The organism is Mycobacterium sp. IDUB_28 (genome assembly GCF_055419285.1).
This window is the reverse complement of record NZ_JBVAXK010000005.1, coordinates 212,060-228,255: the sequence shown is the minus strand read 5'-3', so window position 1 is coordinate 228,255 and position 16,196 is coordinate 212,060. Positions and strand designations below refer to the sequence as shown.

16 protein-coding genes are annotated in these 16,196 nt (G+C 65.8%); all 16 read left to right on the top strand.

Annotated elements, in window-relative coordinates:
- Window positions 1–2: 2 nt before the first annotated feature.
- The 16 genes from ACZYZ9_RS12780 to ACZYZ9_RS12705 all read left to right on the top strand — a co-directional run bounded on the left by ACZYZ9_RS12780 (window position 3) and on the right by ACZYZ9_RS12705 (window position 16,187).
- On the top strand, window positions 3–1,337 hold the full coding sequence (locus ACZYZ9_RS12780) for a homoserine dehydrogenase (RefSeq protein WP_463826803.1): 1,335 nt from the start codon (window positions 3–5) through the stop codon (window positions 1,335–1,337).
- Window positions 1,334–2,416, top strand: coding sequence for a threonine synthase (gene thrC / locus ACZYZ9_RS12775; RefSeq protein WP_463826628.1), 1,083 nt, complete (start codon window positions 1,334–1,336; stop codon window positions 2,414–2,416). Before ACZYZ9_RS12780 ends, thrC begins: the two co-directional genes overlap by 4 nt.
- Window positions 2,417–2,463: 47 nt before the next feature.
- Window positions 2,464–3,408: a homoserine kinase gene (gene thrB / locus ACZYZ9_RS12770; protein ID WP_463826627.1), complete on the top strand. Its 945-nt coding sequence runs from the start codon at window positions 2,464–2,466 to the stop codon at window positions 3,406–3,408.
- 267 nt (window positions 3,409–3,675) lie between these two features.
- A complete protein-coding gene (gene rho, locus ACZYZ9_RS12765; RefSeq protein WP_463826626.1) occupies window positions 3,676–5,634 on the top strand; it encodes a transcription termination factor Rho in 1,959 nt (652 codons plus the stop codon).
- 92 nt (window positions 5,635–5,726) lie between these two features.
- Window positions 5,727–5,957 (top strand): 50S ribosomal protein L31, encoded by a 231-nt coding sequence (gene rpmE / locus ACZYZ9_RS12760; protein WP_463826625.1) that lies wholly within the window; start codon window positions 5,727–5,729, stop codon window positions 5,955–5,957.
- Between the two features lie 90 nt (window positions 5,958–6,047).
- Entirely contained in the window at window positions 6,048–7,124 is a 1,077-nt protein-coding gene (gene prfA / locus ACZYZ9_RS12755; RefSeq protein ID WP_463826624.1) for a peptide chain release factor 1, read from the top strand.
- Window positions 7,121–7,957 (top strand): N5-glutamine methyltransferase family protein, encoded by an 837-nt coding sequence (locus ACZYZ9_RS12750; RefSeq protein ID WP_463826623.1) that lies wholly within the window; start codon window positions 7,121–7,123, stop codon window positions 7,955–7,957. The genes prfA and ACZYZ9_RS12750 overlap by 4 nt, the downstream gene beginning before the upstream one ends.
- Window positions 7,950–8,603 (top strand): L-threonylcarbamoyladenylate synthase, encoded by a 654-nt coding sequence (locus ACZYZ9_RS12745; protein ID WP_463826622.1) that lies wholly within the window; start codon window positions 7,950–7,952, stop codon window positions 8,601–8,603. The genes ACZYZ9_RS12750 and ACZYZ9_RS12745 overlap by 8 nt, the downstream gene beginning before the upstream one ends.
- A 22-nt stretch (window positions 8,604–8,625) precedes the next feature.
- Entirely contained in the window at window positions 8,626–9,834 is a 1,209-nt protein-coding gene (locus ACZYZ9_RS12740) for a glycosyltransferase family 4 protein (protein WP_463826621.1), read from the top strand.
- Between the two features lie 250 nt (window positions 9,835–10,084).
- Window positions 10,085–10,567, top strand: a complete 483-nt coding sequence (locus ACZYZ9_RS12735; protein ID WP_463826620.1) for an ATP synthase subunit I — start codon at window positions 10,085–10,087, stop codon at window positions 10,565–10,567.
- Window positions 10,560–11,318, top strand: a complete 759-nt coding sequence (gene atpB, locus ACZYZ9_RS12730) for a F0F1 ATP synthase subunit A (RefSeq protein WP_463826619.1) — start codon at window positions 10,560–10,562, stop codon at window positions 11,316–11,318. Before ACZYZ9_RS12735 ends, atpB begins: the two co-directional genes overlap by 8 nt.
- Window positions 11,319–11,362: 44 nt before the next feature.
- The gene (locus ACZYZ9_RS12725; protein ID WP_463826618.1) at window positions 11,363–11,617 is read left to right on the top strand and encodes a F0F1 ATP synthase subunit C; all 255 of its coding nucleotides are present in this window, start codon (window positions 11,363–11,365) and stop codon (window positions 11,615–11,617) included.
- A 9-nt stretch (window positions 11,618–11,626) separates the two neighbouring features.
- Entirely contained in the window at window positions 11,627–12,157 is a 531-nt protein-coding gene (locus tag ACZYZ9_RS12720; RefSeq protein WP_463826617.1) for a F0F1 ATP synthase subunit B, read from the top strand.
- Window positions 12,158–12,164: 7 nt separating this feature from the next.
- Complete coding sequence (locus ACZYZ9_RS12715; protein ID WP_463826616.1) at window positions 12,165–13,505, top strand: F0F1 ATP synthase subunit B/delta; 1,341 nt, start codon at window positions 12,165–12,167, stop codon at window positions 13,503–13,505.
- A gap of 63 nt (window positions 13,506–13,568) precedes the next feature.
- Complete coding sequence (atpA, locus tag ACZYZ9_RS12710) at window positions 13,569–15,254, top strand: F0F1 ATP synthase subunit alpha (protein WP_463826615.1); 1,686 nt, start codon at window positions 13,569–13,571, stop codon at window positions 15,252–15,254.
- A gap of 6 nt (window positions 15,255–15,260) precedes the next feature.
- Window positions 15,261–16,187, top strand: a complete 927-nt coding sequence (locus tag ACZYZ9_RS12705) for a F0F1 ATP synthase subunit gamma (RefSeq protein ID WP_463826614.1) — start codon at window positions 15,261–15,263, stop codon at window positions 16,185–16,187.
- The last annotated feature ends 9 nt before the right edge of the window (window positions 16,188–16,196 follow it).

Genomic DNA, 16,196 nt, shown 5'->3' with positions numbered 1-16,196 from the left:
CCGTGCCCGATAACGTCAAGGACGAAAAGGCCGTCGGCGTAGCGGTACTCGGGTTGGGTGTGGTCGGCAGCGAGGTCGTGCGCATCATTGAGGAGAGCGCCGAGGATCTGGCGGGTCGCATCGGCGCACCGTTGGTGCTGCGCGGCGTCGGGGTACGGCGGGTGGCGGCGGACCGCGGGGTGCCGATCGAACTGCTGACCGACGACATCGAGGAACTCGTTTCGCGCGACGACGTGGACATCGTGGTCGAGGTGATGGGACCGGTCGAACCGGCCCGCAAGGCGATCCTGGCCGCAATCGAGCACGGCAAGTCCGTGGTCACCGCTAATAAGGCCCTGCTCTCCACCTACACCGGCGAGTTGGCCAAGGCGGCCGAAAACGCCGTCGTCGACCTCTATTTCGAGGCCGCGGTAGCCGGCGCAATCCCGGTGATCCGCCCGCTCACCCAGTCATTGGCGGGGGACACCGTGTTGCGGGTCGCCGGCATCGTCAACGGCACCACCAACTACATCCTTTCCGAGATGGGCAGCACCGGAGCCGATTACGAACAGGCGCTGGCCGATGCCAGTGCGCTCGGCTACGCCGAGGCCGACCCGACCGCCGACGTCGAGGGTTACGACGCCGCCGCCAAAGCCGCGATCCTGGCATCCATCGCTTTCCACACCCGGGTGACCGGCGACGATGTGTACCGCGAGGGCATCACCAAGATCACTCCGGCCGACTTCGAGTCCGCGAAATCCTTGGGCTGTACCATCAAACTGCTGTCCATCTGCGAGCGCATCACCACCGACGAAGGCCAACAACGCGTTTCGGCCCGGGTGTATCCGGCGTTGGTGCCGCTGTCGCATCCGCTCGCTTCGGTCAACGGCGCCTTCAACGCGGTAGTCGTGGAGGCAAAGGCGGCCGGTCGGCTGATGTTCTACGGGCAGGGCGCCGGCGGTGCCCCGACCGCGTCGGCGGTCACCGGTGACCTGGTGATGGCTGCGCGTAACCGGGTGCTCGGCAGTCGCGGTCCGCGCGAGTCCAAGTATGCGCAACTCCCGGTCGCGCCGATGGGTTTCATCGAGACCCGCTACTACGTGAGCATGAACGTCGCGGACAAGCCGGGCGTGTTGTCAGCGGTGGCAGCGGAATTCGCGAAACGCGAGGTGAGCATCGCCGAGGTCCGGCAGGAAGGTGTGACCGGGGAAGGCGGCCAACGGGTCGGCGCCCGCATCGTGGTGGTGACACACCAGGCAACCGACGCCGCTCTGGCGGAAACCGTTGACGCTCTTGCCGACCTGGACGTGGTGTTGGGTGTGGCGAGCGTGCTGCGACTGGAAGGAACCGATCTATGAGTGCCCCGAAGACAGCCGTGCACCAGCCCTGGCTGGGTCTGATCGCGGCATATCGGGACCGGCTGCCGGTGGGTGACGACTGGACCCCGGTCACCCTGTTCGAGGGTGGCACGCCGCTGATCCCCGCGCCGCGGCTGTCCGAAAAGACCGGTTGCACAATTCATCTGAAGGTAGAGGGACTCAACCCCACCGGTTCCTTCAAGGACCGGGGCATGACGATGGCCGTCACCGACGCTCTGGCCCGCGGGCAGCAGGCGGTGTTGTGCGCATCGACCGGAAACACCTCGGCCTCGGCCGCGGCGTACGCCGCCCGGGCCGGCATCACCTGCGCGGTGTTGATTCCGCAGGGCAAGATCGCGATGGGCAAGCTGGCCCAGGCGGTTATGCATGGCGCCAAGATCATCCAGATCGACGGCAACTTCGACGACTGCCTGGAACTGGCCCGCAAGATGACCGCCGACTTCCCGACGATCTCGCTGGTCAATTCGGTCAACCCGGTCCGCATCGAAGGCCAGAAGACGGCGGCGTTCGAAATCGTCGACGCCCTCGGCTTCGCCCCGGACGTGCACGCGCTCCCCGTCGGCAATGCCGGCAATATCACCGCGTACTGGAAGGGTTACAGCGAATATCACCGCGACGGGCTGATCGACAAGCTGCCCCGGATGCTGGGCACCCAGGCCGCCGGCGCCGCGCCGCTGGTGCACGGCGAACCGGTGAAGAATCCGGAGACCATCGCCACCGCGATCCGTATCGGCGCACCCGCCTCCTGGACGGCCGCCGTCGAGGCCCAGCAGCAGTCCAACGGCCGGTTCCTGGCGGCCACCGACGACGAGATCCTGGCCGCATACCGGTTGGTGGCCAGCCTGGAAGGGGTCTTCGTCGAACCGGCGTCGGCGGCCAGCATCGCTGGTCTGCTCAAATCCGTCGAGGACGGCTTCGTGCAGCGCGGCTCGACGGTGGTGTGCACGGTGACCGGTAACGGTCTCAAGGATCCCGACACCGCACTCAAAGGTATGCCGGAAGTCGCTGCGCTGCCGGTCGATCCGGTGCTGGTGGTCGAACAACTAGGCCTCGGTTAAGTTGCGTTCGCCAGCGCAGCGGGGCGCTACCGGACGGCCGTGACACGGTGACTCAGTCGCTGCCCGCCGGCCTGGCCGCCACTGCCGTGGTCTCGGCGTCCAGCGCCAACCTCGGCCCGGGCTTCGACAGCCTCGGAATGGCGCTGCAGCTGTGTGACGAGGTCGCAGTACAGACAACGGATTCCGGCTTGGTCGTCATAGTCGAGGGTGAAGGCGCCGGACAAGTGCCGCTGGGCCCCGAGCATCTGGTGGTGCGGGCGATCCAGCGCGGTCTGCAGGCGGCGGATGTGCGGGCCGCCGGTCTGTTGGTGCGCTGCCGCAACGACATTCCGCACTCCCGCGGTCTGGGCTCCTCGGCGGCAGCCGTGGTGGGCGGCCTTGCCGCGGCGAATGGTCTTGTCGCGCAGACGGATTCAGTGCCGCTGAGCGAAGCCCAGCTGATTCAACTGGCTTCAGAGTTCGAGGGTCACCCGGACAATGCTGCGGCCGCTGTGCTGGGCGGCGCGGTGGTTTCCTGGGTGGATCACCACGGTGGTCAGCCGGTCTACTCCGCAGTCCCGCTGCACCTGCATCCCGACATCCAGTTGTTCGCCGCGATTCCCGACGAGCGATCGTTGACGGCGGAAACGCGCGTGCTGCTACCCGCGCAGGTCAGTCATGCGGATGCACGGTTCAACATCAGTCGCGCTGCGCTGCTGGTGGTCGCCCTCACCGAACGACCCGATCTGCTGATGGCTGCCACCGCAGATGTTCTGCATCAACCGCAACGCGCTGCGGCGATGCCGTCGTCGGCGGAATATTTGCGGCTCCTGCGGCGTCTTAATGTTGCGACAACGCTTTCCGGAGCCGGGCCGTCGCTGATCATGGTCGGCACGGACCCGGAGTTGCCAGGTGAAGCAGTGGAATACGGGAATGCGAACGGATTCGCCATCAAGAAGATGACGCCGGGCGAGGGAGTTCGCTGGCGGCCGGGGGTTGCCGCCGCAGGATGATCCACAGGGTGGCGGCGAGGTTTCTTGCTTCCCGTCAGGAAGCGGGTTATTCTCGGAGCCGTCCAGCAATCGCAGCATCTGCATCTGCATAGACTGCCTTGACGCTAAGACAACACCAATTCTTCTCGCAGACGAGGTTCGCAGTTTCGTCGCCCAGGCGATCACCGTTTCAGAGTCGATGATTGGGCGCCCTCGGCATTTTGCCTGAATATTCGTCCATGCAGGAACCCCCGTTTGACCTGATCAGCGGGGCAAGAAAGGAAATCCGTGACTGATACGGACCTCATCACGGCTGGCGAAAGCACCGACGGCGAGAAGCTGTCGAACGCCGTGACCACAGACTCTCCCGCCGGCTCCGACGTCAAGACCGACGTCCCGAGCGCGAAAAGTAACGCGCCGGCGGGTTCGTTGGCCACCATGGTGCTGCCCGAATTGCGGGCCCTGGCCAACCAGGCCGGAGTCAAGGGCACCTCGGGGATGCGCAAGAGCGAGCTGATCGCCGCGATCCAGGAAAGCCGCGGACGGGCCAACGGCGCGTCGGGCAAGGCTACGGCGCAGGCGGACGGCGAGAAGGCTCCAGCAGCAGCAGAGAACACGGCGCCGGCAGCGGCCGATAAGGCCGACGCACCGCCGCAGCAGGACGCACAGAGCGACCGGGCGCCGGAGGCCGCCGCGCAGAGCGCACCCGCCCAGGACGCACCGCCCGCCGACGGCGCTGCTCAGGACAACCAGAAGAACGACGCCCCGCGCCGGGAGCGTCGCGGTGCTTCCCGGGAATCCGGTGCGGCCGACACCAAGGACAGTGCTGACGACACCGCCAACCAACGGCGTGACCAGAAGTCAGCCAAGAACGATGAGCGTTCCGCGGACTCGGGCAACGACCAGGGCGGCGACCAGCAGGGCGGCGGCGGTCAGCAGCGCGGCGGCTCGAACCAGAACTCGAACCAGAACTCCAATCAGCAGGACGACGACGGCGACCGGCAGGGTCGCCGGGGCCGCCGGTTCCGCGACCGCAGGCGCCGCGGTGAGCGGACTGGCGACGGTGGCACCGAAACCGAACTGCGCGAAGACGACGTCGTCCAGCCGGTAGCCGGCATCCTCGACGTGCTGGACAACTACGCGTTCGTGCGCACCTCCGGCTACCTGGCCGGACCGCACGACGTCTACGTCTCGATGAACATGGTCCGCAAGAACGGCCTGCGGCGCGGCGACGCGGTCACCGGTGCCGTCCGGGTGCCCCGCGAGGGTGAAGGCGGCGACAAGAACCCGCGGCAGAAGTTCAACCCGCTGGTGCGGCTGGACACCATCAACGGCGGCTCGATCGAAGACGCCAAGAAGCGACCCGACTTCAGCAAGCTGACGCCGTTGTACCCCAACCAGCGACTGCGTCTGGAAACGACCCCGGATCGGTTGACCACGCGCGTGATCGACCTGATCATGCCGATCGGCAAGGGCCAGCGCGCGCTGATCGTGTCACCGCCCAAGGCCGGTAAGACGACGATCCTGCAGGACATCGCCAACGCGATCACCCGCAACAACCCGGAATGCCACCTGATGGTCGTGCTGGTCGACGAGCGGCCCGAAGAGGTCACCGACATGACCCGCTCGGTCAAGGGCGAGGTCATCGCCTCGACGTTCGACCGGCCGCCCACCGACCACACCGCGGTCGCGGAGCTGGCGATCGAGCGGGCCAAGCGCCTCGTCGAACAGGGCAAAGACGTCGTGGTACTGCTCGACTCCATCACCCGGCTGGGCCGCGCGTACAACAACGCCTCGCCCGCGTCCGGCCGGATCCTGTCCGGTGGTGTCGACTCCACCGCGTTGTACCCGCCGAAGCGCTTCCTGGGAGCCGCCCGCAACATCGAGGGCGGCGGATCGCTGACGATCATCGCCACCGCGATGGTGGAGACCGGCTCGACCGGTGACACGGTCATCTTCGAGGAATTCAAGGGCACCGGTAACGCGGAGCTCAAGCTGGACCGCAAGATCTCCGAGCGTCGGGTGTTCCCCGCGGTCGACGTGAACCCGTCGGGCACCCGCAAGGACGAGCTGCTGTTGTCACCCGACGAGTTCGCGATCGTGCACAAACTGCGCCGGGTGCTGTCCGGTCTGGATTCCCACCAGGCCATCGACCTGCTGATGTCGCAGCTGCGCAAGACGAAGACCAACTACGAATTCCTGGTCCAGGTGTCCAAGACGACACCGGGCGGCATGGACAACGACTAGCGCACCGGGAATGCCCACGCGCACCTGGTTGTTTTGGGGTGATAGTGGTTGACCTGGCATAATGGCCGCGGCCGACGATCGAAGAGGACAGCATGAAAACTGACATCCATCCCGCCTATGAAGAAACCACCGTCGTGTGTGGTTGCGGGAATTCCTTCACTACCCGCAGCACCAAGCCGGGCGGCCGCATCGTCGCCGAGGTCTGCTCGCAATGCCACCCGTTCTACACCGGCAAGCAGAAGATCCTCGACAGCGGTGGCCGCGTGGCCCGCTTCGAGAAGCGGTACGGCAAGCGCACCAAGACCGAGACCGGCGACAAGTAGCTGGATCACCGACGCCCGTCACCTGTGCACTATCGGCACAGGCCGGGCGTCGGTTCGCGTTTGGGGTAAAGCCCGCGACAGGGAGGTGAGATGACGCAGCCGGTGCAGACGATCGACGTCCTGCTCGCCGAGCACGCGGAGCTCGAACAGGCGCTCGCCGACCCCGAACTGCACAGCAAAGCCGACGAGGCGCGCAGAGTGGGCCGCCGATTCGCCCGGTTGGCCCCGATCGTCGCGACCCACCGCAAGTTGGTGTCGGCGCGCGAAGATCTCGAGACCGCGCGCGAGTTGGCCGCGGACGACGCGTCGTTCGCCGACGAGGTCCCCGAACTGGAGGCCCGGGTCGCCGAGCTGGACACCCAACTCACCGACATGCTGGCGCCGCGCGACCCGCACGACGCCGACGACATCGTGCTCGAGGTGAAATCCGGTGAAGGCGGCGAGGAATCGGCGCTGTTCGCCGCAGACCTGGCCAGGATGTACATCCGCTACGCCGAACGGCATGGCTGGACGGTCACGGTGCTGGGGGAGACCACCTCGGATCTGGGCGGCTACAAGGACGCGACGCTGGCCATCGCCAGCAAGGGCGACAGCGCCGACGGGGTGTGGTCGCGGCTGAAGTTCGAGGGCGGCGTGCACCGCGTGCAGCGGGTGCCGGTGACCGAATCGCAAGGGCGGGTGCATACTTCGGCGGCCGGCGTGCTGGTCTATCCCGAGCCCGAGGAAGTCGGGGAAGTGCAGATCGACGAGTCTGACCTGCGCATCGACGTCTACCGGTCTTCAGGCAAGGGCGGGCAGGGAGTCAACACCACCGACTCCGCGGTGCGCATCACTCACCTGCCCACCGGGATCGTCGTCACCTGCCAGAACGAGCGTTCCCAGCTGCAGAACAAGACCCGCGCGCTGCAGGTGCTGGCCGCACGGCTGCAGGTGCTGGCCGAGGAGCAGGCACTCGCCGACGCCTCAGCCGACCGCGCCAGCCAGATCCGCACGGTGGACCGCAGCGAACGCATCCGCACCTACAACTTCCCCGAGAACCGGATCACCGATCACCGGATCGGTTTCAAATCGCACAATCTGGACCAGGTGCTCGACGGCGACCTCGACGCACTGTTCGATGCGCTCAGCGAAGCCGACAAACAGTCCCGGCTGCAACAGGCGACATGATTTTGCGCAACGCGATCAACTCCGCCGCGGCGCTGTTGGCCGAAGCGGGAATCGATTCCGCGCGTTGGGATGCCGAGCAACTCGCCGCGCACGTGGCCGGTACCGACCGCGGCCGGTTGGCCTTGCTCGATGCCCCTGACGCGGACTTCTTAGGGCGTTATCGCGAGGTGGTCGCGATGCGTGCGCACCGGGTGCCGTTGCAGCATCTGCTCGGGACAGCCGCGTTCGGACCGGTGCTGCTGCACGTCGGCCCGGGTGTGTTCATCCCGCGTCCGGAGACCGAAGCGATGTTGGAATGGGCTATGGCGCAACCACTTTCGGCCCAGCCGCTGATCGTCGACGGGTGCACCGGGTCGGGGGCACTGGCCGTCGCTCTGGCCCGGCACCGCCCGGACGCCCGGGTTGTCGGCATCGACGATTCCGAGATCGCCCTGAGCTATGCGCGCCGCAACTCCGCGGACGTGCAATGGGTGCTGGCCGACGTCGGCACTCCCGGCCTGCTCACCGAACTCGACGCGCGGGTGGACCTGATGGTGGCCAACCCGCCGTATGTTCCCGACGCCGCTGTGCTGGATCCGGAAGTGACCCAGCACGATCCGCCGCACGCAGTGTTCGGCGGCCCGGACGGTATGGCACTGATCCCTGCTGTCGCCGGACTGGCCGGCCGGTGGCTGCGTCCCGGTGGCCTGTTCGCGATGGAGCATGACGACACCACGTCGGCCCTGACGGTTGAATGTGTCCATCGCACAGGCCTTTTCGACGACATCGTGGCTCGCAACGACCTGGCCGGGCGGCCCCGGTTCGTGACGGCCCGCAGGAGGCAGCATGACTGACGTCTTCGATTGCGCCGACCCCGACCGGCGCGCCCGCGGACTCACAGCCGCGGTCGGGGCGCTCAAAGCCGGCCGACTCGTGGTGATGCCGACCGACACCGTCTACGGCATCGGGGCAGATGCCTTCGACCGCGAGGCGGTGGACGCGCTGCTCGCAGCCAAGGGTCGGGGCCGCGATATGCCGGTGGGTGTCCTGGTCGGCTCCTGGCACACGATCGAGGGTTTGGTGTACGGGATGCCCGACGGCGCGCGCGACCTGGTTCGCGCGTTCTGGCCGGGGGCACTGAGTCTGGTGGTCACCCAAGCGCCGTCGCTGCAGTGGGATCTCGGCGATGCGTACGGGACGGTGATGCTGCGGATGCCGTTGCATCCCGTCGCGATCGAGCTGCTGCGCGAGGTCGGGCCGATGGCGGTGTCCAGCGCCAATATCTCGGGCCAGCCCGCCGCCGTCGACGCCGCGGAAGCGCGCCGCCAACTCGGCGATCTGGTCGACGTCTACCTCGACGGCGGGCCGGCCGCGCGCCAAGCCGCCTCCACGATCCTCGACCTGAGCGGCAACAGCCCGCGCATCCTGCGCGAGGGACCGATCAGCATCCAGCGCATCGCGGAGGTGCTGGGGGTGGACGCGGCGAGCCTGACCGCGTAGCGCACGTGAGGCACTCAGGTTGGTGACGTACGGTCTCGTGGTGTCCAGCGACGTAGCCAGCCTTGCCGGTGGTTTGTTCGCCCTTTCACCGCGCAGTGCCGGCGTCCCGCTGCGCGAGCTCGCGCTCGTGGGACTCACCGCGGCGATCATCACGTATTTCGCGACCGGACCGGTGCGTGTGCTGGCCACCCGGCTGGGTGCGGTGGCCTACCCGCGGGAGCGCGACGTGCACGTGACCCCGACCCCCCGGATGGGCGGGCTGGCGATGTTCCTCGGCGTGGTCGCCGCAGTGTTCCTGGCCTCCCAACTGCCGGCGCTGACCCGCGGCTTCGTCTATTCCACCGGCATGCCCGCCGTGCTGGTGGCCGGTGCGGCGATCATGGGCATCGGGTTGATCGACGACCGTTGGGGCCTGGATGCGCTGACCAAGTTCGCCGGCCAGATCACCGCGGCCAGCGTCATGGTCACCATGGGGGTGGCCTGGAGCGTGCTCTACATCCCGGTCGGCGGGGTCGGGACGATCGTGCTGGACCAGGCGTCGTCCATCCTGCTCACGCTGGCGCTGACGGTGTCGATCGTCAACGCGATGAACTTCGTCGACGGACTGGACGGGTTGGCCGCCGGCCTGGGTCTGATCACCGCGCTGGCGATCTGCGTGTTCTCGGTGGGACTGCTGCGGGACCACGGCGGCGATGTCCTCTATTACCCACCGGCGGTGATCTCGGTGGTCCTGGCCGGTGCCTGTCTGGGCTTTCTGCCGCACAACTTCCACCGGGCCCGGATCTTCATGGGCGATTCCGGATCGATGCTGATCGGCTTGATGCTCGCCGCGGCGTCCACCACGGCTGCTGGCCCGATCTCGCAGAACGCTTACGGCGCCCGCGATGTGTTTGCTCTGCTGTCGCCGTTCCTGCTGGTGGTGGCCGTCATGTTCGTGCCGATGCTCGACCTGCTGTTGGCGATCGTCCGTCGCACCCGGGCGGGTCGCAGCGCTTTCACCCCGGACAAGATGCACCTGCATCATCGGCTCCTGCAGATCGGTCACTCGCACCGGCGGGTGGTCCTGCTCATCTACTTATGGGTGGGGATCGTGGCGTTCGGCGCGGCCAGCACGATCTTCTTCGACCCGCGCCACACCGCTGCGGTGATGTTGGGCGCGATCGTGTTCGCCGGCATCGCGACCGCGATTCCGTTGCTGCGGCGGCGCGACGACTACTGGGACGAGGACTGACGGGGAACTACGACAGTTGGTAGTAGTTACCGCTGACTTGTGATACGGTCCTGGTAGAGCCCCGAAATGAACCTCGCGGGCTACCGCACCACCGGCCCGTCGGAGCCGTTTTCCTGTGGGCCGACCGATGACCGATACAGGGAGCTACCCCTTGGGTAATTCCAGCATGACCGTTGCGATACGCTCGGCGGGCCACCGATCAGTAGGTGATGTGGTTCACGCTCTAACAATCTGGGATTGAGGTGCTGCAGTGACGACACCAGCGCAGGACGCGCCGTTGGTGTTTCCCGCTGTTGCTTTCCGACCCGTCCGTCTGTTCGTCATCAGCCTGGTGCTGACCGCGGTCGTGACGGCCGTCGCCGGTTACGCCGGCCACCCGATGATCGGGGTGTTATTCGGTGTCGGGTTGCTGTTGGGTTTGCTCAACGCTCTGCTGGTCCGGCATTCGGTGGAGTCGATCACCGCGCGCGAACACCCCTTGAAGAGCTCGATGGCACTCAATTCCGCCTCGCGCGTCGCGGTGATCACCATCCTGGCGTTGATCATCGCGTACGTGTTCCGGCCGCAGGGTCTGGGCGTGGTGTTCGGCCTGGCGCTGTTCCAGGTGTTACTGGTGTTGTCGACAGCACTCCCGGTCTGGAAGAAACTGCGGGCCGGTGGGTCGCAAATTCCGGAAAACGGGGTATTGACCGGTTCGGAGGGGACGGAAGGGAGAGCAGCCGGCGATGAATGAGTCGATCCTTGCTGCCGCCAAAATCGAGGTCGGCGAACACCACGAGGCCACCTGGTTCGGTCTCACGGTCAACACTGACACGATCTATTCCACCGCCATCGCCGCGGTGATCGTGCTCGCGCTGGCCTTCTGGCTGAAATCGAAGGTCACTTCGTCGGACGTGCCGGGCGGCGTGCAACTGTTCTTCGAAGCCGTCACCATTCAGATGCGCAACCAGGTCGAAAGTGCCATCGGGATGCGCATCGCACCCTTTGTGCTGCCGCTCGCGGTGACCATCTTCGTATTCATCCTGATTTCCAACTGGCTGTCAGTCCTGCCGTTGCAGTACAAGGACGAAAAGACCGGCAAGACAAGCGAATTTCTCTCCTCGGCAGCGGCGGACATCAACTACGTACTGGCGCTGGCCCTGTTCGTATTCGTCTGCTACCACGCGGCCGGCATCTGGCGGCGCGGCATCATCGGACACCCGATGAAGGTGGTCAAGGGCCACGTCGCCATCCTGGCGCCGATCAACATCGTCGAAGAACTGGCCAAGCCGATCTCGCTGTCGCTGCGTCTGTTCGGCAACATCTTCGCCGGCGGCATCCTGGTCGGGCTGATCGCAATGTTCCCGCCCTACATCTTGTGGCTGCCGAATGCGATCTGGAAATCATTCGACTTGTTCGTCGGCGCGATCCAGGCCTTCATCTTCGCGCTGCTGACCGTCTTGTACTTCAGCCAGTCGATGGAACTCGACGAAGACCACCACTAGAAAAATCCTGGTAGACCGCTACCAGTTATCAAGGAGGATAAGAAATGCCAGCAGCTCCCGAAATTCTTCAAGGCGCTCTCATCGGCGGCGGACTCATCATGGCCGGCGGCGCGATCGGCGCGGGTATCGGTGACGGTATCGCCGGTAACGCACTGATCGCCGGTGTTGCCCGCCAGCCCGAGGCGCAGGGACGGCTGTTCACGCCGTTCTTCATCACCGTCGGTCTGGTCGAAGCGGCCTACTTCATCAACCTGGCGTTCATGGCGCTGTTCGTCTTCGCCACTCCGGGTGCCCAGTAATCCGCTGTGATGGGTCCTGAAGGCGATGGGCGCCTTCTTGCTTCGGCTGTCGACCTCGTAGCAGAAGGCCAAAAGAACTTCCTCATCCCCAACGGCACGTTCTTCTTCGTGCTGGCCATCTTCCTGGTGGTGCTGGGGGTGATCAGCACCTGGGTCGTGCCGCCGATCCTGAAGGTGCTCAAGGAACGCGACGCCATGGTCGCCAAGACGCAGTCCGACAACAAGAAGTCGTCGGAGCAGTTCGCCGCTGCGGAGGCCGACTACGAGGAAGCCTTGAAGGAAGCCCGGGTCAAAGCGGGCTCCTACCGCGACGACGCGCGCAACGAAGGCCGCAAGGTCATCGAGGAGGCGCGGGCCGAGGCGGACCGGGACGTGGCGGACACCCTCGCTAAGGCCAACGAGCAACTGAAGCGGGAACGTGACGCCGTGGAGTTGGACCTGCGCGCCAACATCAGCGCTATGTCGGCCACGCTGGCCAGCCGGATCCTCGGCGTCGACGTCACCCCCACCGCGACGACTTCGGAAGCGACTAGTAGGTAGCCACCCTATGGAGACATTTATCGGTCAGCTGGTCGGATTCGCGGTCATCGTGCTGCTGGTCTGGCGGTACGTCGTGCCCCCGGTGCGCCGGATGATGACCGCTCGACAAGAGATGGTGCGTCAGCAACTCGCGGACGCCAAAGAGGCGGCCGAGCGGGTCGAGCGGTCCGAACGGGCGCACAGCAGGGCCGTGGAATCCGCCAAGGACGAGTCCGAACGTCTCATCGAAGAGGCCAAGGCCGACTCCGCGCGCATCGCCGAACAGTTGCAGGCGCAGGCCGAGTCCGACGCCGAGCGCGTCAGAGCGCAGGGCACGCGTCAGATCGGGGTGCTGCGGGCGCAGCTGATCCGGCAGCTCCGTTTCGAACTCGGCCACGAATCGGTGCGCCAGGCCGGGGAACTGGTGCGCACGTTCGTCGCCGACAAGGAACAACAGTCGGCCACCGTCGACCGCTTCCTCGACGAACTCGACGACATGGCTCCTGAGCCGGCCGACGTCGAGTCCCCGGTGGCGGCCAAGATGCGGTCGGCGAGCCGGTTGGCACTGAAAAACTCGGTGGAGAAGTTCGACTCGCTGGCTGAGGACCTCGACACGGAGGGTCTGACGACGCTGGCCGACGAGCTCGTCTCGGTCGCCAAGGTGCTCGACAGCGAAGTCGTCGTCACCCGGTATCTGACTGTGCCATCGGAAGATTCGACGCCGCGGGTCAAGCTGGTCGAGCGCCTGTTCGACGGCAAGGTGGGCGATCCCACGCTGGAACTGCTGCGCACCGCGGTGTCGGAACGGTGGTCGGCCAACGGCGATCTCGTCGACGCGATCCAGCATGTATCCCGGCAGGCGTTGCTGGCCGTCGCCGAAAACGACGACAACATCGACGAAGTCGAAGACCAGCTGTTCCGGTTCTCCCGGATCCTGGACACCCAACCCCGGCTGGCCATCACGCTCGGTGATCAGCGCACGCCGGTCGAAGGCCGGGTCGACCTGCTGCGCAAGGTGCTTGACGGCGCCAGCGGCAGCGTCAACCCCGTCACCATCGCGCTGCTCTCGCACACCATCGAGTTGCTGAGGGGCAAGCCGGCCGACGAGGCGGTGCTGTTCCTGGCCGAGGTGGCAGTGGCGCGCCGCGGCGAATTGGTTGCGAAAGTCAGTGCCGCGGCCGAGCTCACCGACGCCCAGCACGAACGCCTGGTCGAGATACTCGGCCGCATCTACGGACATCCGGTGGCCGCACAGGTCCAGACCGATTCCGGGTTGCTCGGCGGACTGTTGATCACCGTCGGCGACGAGGTGATCGACGGCACGCTCAAGTCTCGTCTGGCAGCCGCCGAAGCTCAGCTCCCCGACTGACCGCCAAGCCTGACCGAAACCACGAACTAGCCAGCAGAACCCGAACGAGGAAGACGAAAAGCTATGGCCGACTTGACAATCTCCGCTGATGACATTCAGAGCGCAATCGAGGAGTACGTAAGTTCCTTTACGTCCGACACGTCCCGGGAGGAAGTCGGCACCGTGGTCGACGCCGGCGACGGTATCGCCCACGTCGAGGGATTGCCGTCCACGATGACCCAGGAACTCCTCGAGTTCGAGGGTGGCGTCCTCGGCGTCGCGCTGAACCTCGACGAGCACGAGATCGGTGCGGTGGTGCTGGGTGACTTCGACCGGATCCAAGAGGGCCAGCAGGTAAAGCGCACCGGTGAGGTGCTGTCGGTTCCGGTCGGCGACGCTTTCCTGGGTCGCGTCGTCAACCCCCTCGGACATCCCATCGACGGCGGCGGCGAGATCGAGACCGACGATCGGCGTGCCCTCGAGCTGCAGGCGCCTTCGGTGGTGCAGCGGCAGGGGGTGAAGGAACCGCTGCAGACCGGCATCAAGGCCATCGACGCGATGACCCCCATCGGTCGCGGACAGCGTCAGCTCATCATCGGCGACCGCAAGACCGGCAAGACCGCGGTGTGCGTCGACACGATTCTCAACCAGCGCAAGAACTGGGAGACCGACGACGACAAGCAGCAGGTTCGCTGCGTGTACGTGGCGATCGGGCAGAAGGGCACCACCATCGCCGCGGTGCACAAGGCCCTCGAAGAGGGTGGGGCGATGGATTACACCACCATCGTCGCGGCCCCGGCCTCCGAATCCGCCGGCTTCAAATGGCTTGCCCCGTACACGGGTTCGGCGATCGCGCAGCACTGGATGTACGCCGGCAAACACGTGCTGATCGTGTTCGACGACCTGACCAAGCACGCCGACGCCTACCGTGCCATCTCGCTGCTGCTGCGTCGTCCGCCCGGCCGCGAGGCGTTCCCGGGTGACGTGTTTTACCTGCACTCCCGGCTGCTCGAACGCTGCGCGAAGCTCTCCGACGATCTCGGTGGGGGTTCGCTGACCGCGCTGCCGGTCATCGAGACCAAGGCCAACGACATCTCGGCCTACATTCCCACCAACGTCATCTCGATCACCGACGGTCAGTGCTTCCTGGAGTCCGACCTGTTCAACCAGGGTGTGCGCCCGGCCATCAACGTCGGATCCTCGGTGTCCCGCGTCGGTGGCGCGGCGCAGATCAAGGCCATGAAAGAGGTGGCCGGGTCGTTGCGTCTGGATCTGTCGCAGTACCGCGAGCTGGAATCCTTCGCGGCCTTCGCCTCAGACCTCGACGACACCTCGAAGAAGCAGCTGGCCCGTGGCGAGCGCCTGGTGGAGTTGCTCAAGCAACCGCAGTACGAGCCGATGCCCGTTGAGCAGCAGGTGGTTTCGATCTTCCTGGGCACCGGCGGTCAACTCGACTCCGTGCCGGTAGAGGACGTGAAGCGTTTCGAGGCCGAGTTGCTGGACCACATGCGGGCTTCGGAGGAGTCGTTCCTCGAGACCATCCGTTCGAGCGGGAAGTTCGGGGACGACGAAGAAGAGAAGCTCACCAGCATCATCAACAAGTTCAAGAAGGGTTTCGCGGCCAGCAGCGGCGAGTCGGTGGTGCCCGACGAGCACGTCGAGGCCATGGACGAGGACGACGTCGAGAAGGAGTCGGTGAAGGTCCGGAAGGAAAAGCCGAAGGATGAGAAGAAGGACTCCAAGAAGAGCGCCAAGAAGAACGAGAAGTAGCTAGCCATGGCTGCCACTCTTCGTGAACTACGTGGCCGGATCCGCTCGGCCGGGTCGATCAAGAAGATCACCAAGGCCCAGGAACTGATCGCCACGTCGCGCATCGGCAAGGCGCAGACCCGGCTGCAGGCCGCACGGCCCTATGCGTTCCAGATCACCACGACGCTGCTCACGCTGTCCGCCGAAGCCGCGCTGGACCACCCGCTGTTGGTCGAGCGGGAGAACCCGAAGCGGGCCGGCGTGTTGGTGTTGTCGTCGGACCGCGGACTGTGCGGCGCCTACAACTCCAGCATCTTCCGTCGCTCCGAGGAACTGTTCTCGCTGCTCCGGGAAGAAGGTAAGGAGCCGATCCTGTACACGGTCGGCCGGAAAGCGCAGAACTACTACTCGTTCCGCAACTGGGACATCAAGGCTTCCTGGACGGGCTTCTCCGAGCAGCCGCAGTACGAGAATGCCGCCGAGATCGGCGACACGCTGGTGGACGCCTTCATGAAAGGCGCCGGTGACGACGACGATTCCGACATCGACAGTGACGTGCAAGGCGTCGACGAATTGCACATCGTCTATTCGGAATTCAAGTCGATGATGTCGCAACAGGCTGCGGCACACCGGATTGCGCCGTTGGTGGTGGAATACGTCGAAGATGACGACGACGAACCGCACACGCTGTACACCTTCGAGCCCGACGCCACGACGCTGTTCGACGCGCTGCTGCCGCGGTACCTGACCACTCGGGTGTACGCGGCGCTGCTGGAATCGGCGGCCTCCGAGCTCGCTTCGCGACAACGTGCGATGAAGTCGGCCACCGACAATGCCGACGACCTGATCAAGGACCTGACGCTGCAGGCGAACCGCGAGCGGCAGGCCCAGATCACCCAAGAGATCAGCGAAATCGTCGGTGGCGCAAACGCGCTCGCCGACGCCGCCAAGTAAGCCCCCACG

Excerpts from the sequence above, each read along its gene's own strand:
- thrC (WP_463826628.1), top strand. The coding sequence starts at position 1,334 with ATGAGTGCCCCGAAGACAGCCGTGCACCAGCCCTGGCTGGGTCTGATC.
- rpmE (WP_463826625.1), top strand. The coding sequence starts at position 5,727 with ATGAAAACTGACATCCATCCCGCCTATGAAGAAACCACCGTCGTGTGT.
- prfA (WP_463826624.1), top strand. The coding sequence starts at position 6,048 with ATGACGCAGCCGGTGCAGACGATCGACGTCCTGCTCGCCGAGCACGCG.
- ACZYZ9_RS12750 (WP_463826623.1), top strand. The coding sequence starts at position 7,121 with ATGATTTTGCGCAACGCGATCAACTCCGCCGCGGCGCTGTTGGCCGAA.
- ACZYZ9_RS12745 (WP_463826622.1), top strand. The coding sequence starts at position 7,950 with ATGACTGACGTCTTCGATTGCGCCGACCCCGACCGGCGCGCCCGCGGA.
- atpB (WP_463826619.1), top strand. The coding sequence starts at position 10,560 with ATGAATGAGTCGATCCTTGCTGCCGCCAAAATCGAGGTCGGCGAACAC.
- ACZYZ9_RS12725 (WP_463826618.1), top strand. The coding sequence starts at position 11,363 with ATGCCAGCAGCTCCCGAAATTCTTCAAGGCGCTCTCATCGGCGGCGGA.
- ACZYZ9_RS12720 (WP_463826617.1), top strand. The coding sequence starts at position 11,627 with ATGGGTCCTGAAGGCGATGGGCGCCTTCTTGCTTCGGCTGTCGACCTC.
- ACZYZ9_RS12715 (WP_463826616.1), top strand. The coding sequence starts at position 12,165 with ATGGAGACATTTATCGGTCAGCTGGTCGGATTCGCGGTCATCGTGCTG.
- atpA (WP_463826615.1), top strand. The coding sequence starts at position 13,569 with ATGGCCGACTTGACAATCTCCGCTGATGACATTCAGAGCGCAATCGAG.
- ACZYZ9_RS12705 (WP_463826614.1), top strand. The coding sequence starts at position 15,261 with ATGGCTGCCACTCTTCGTGAACTACGTGGCCGGATCCGCTCGGCCGGG.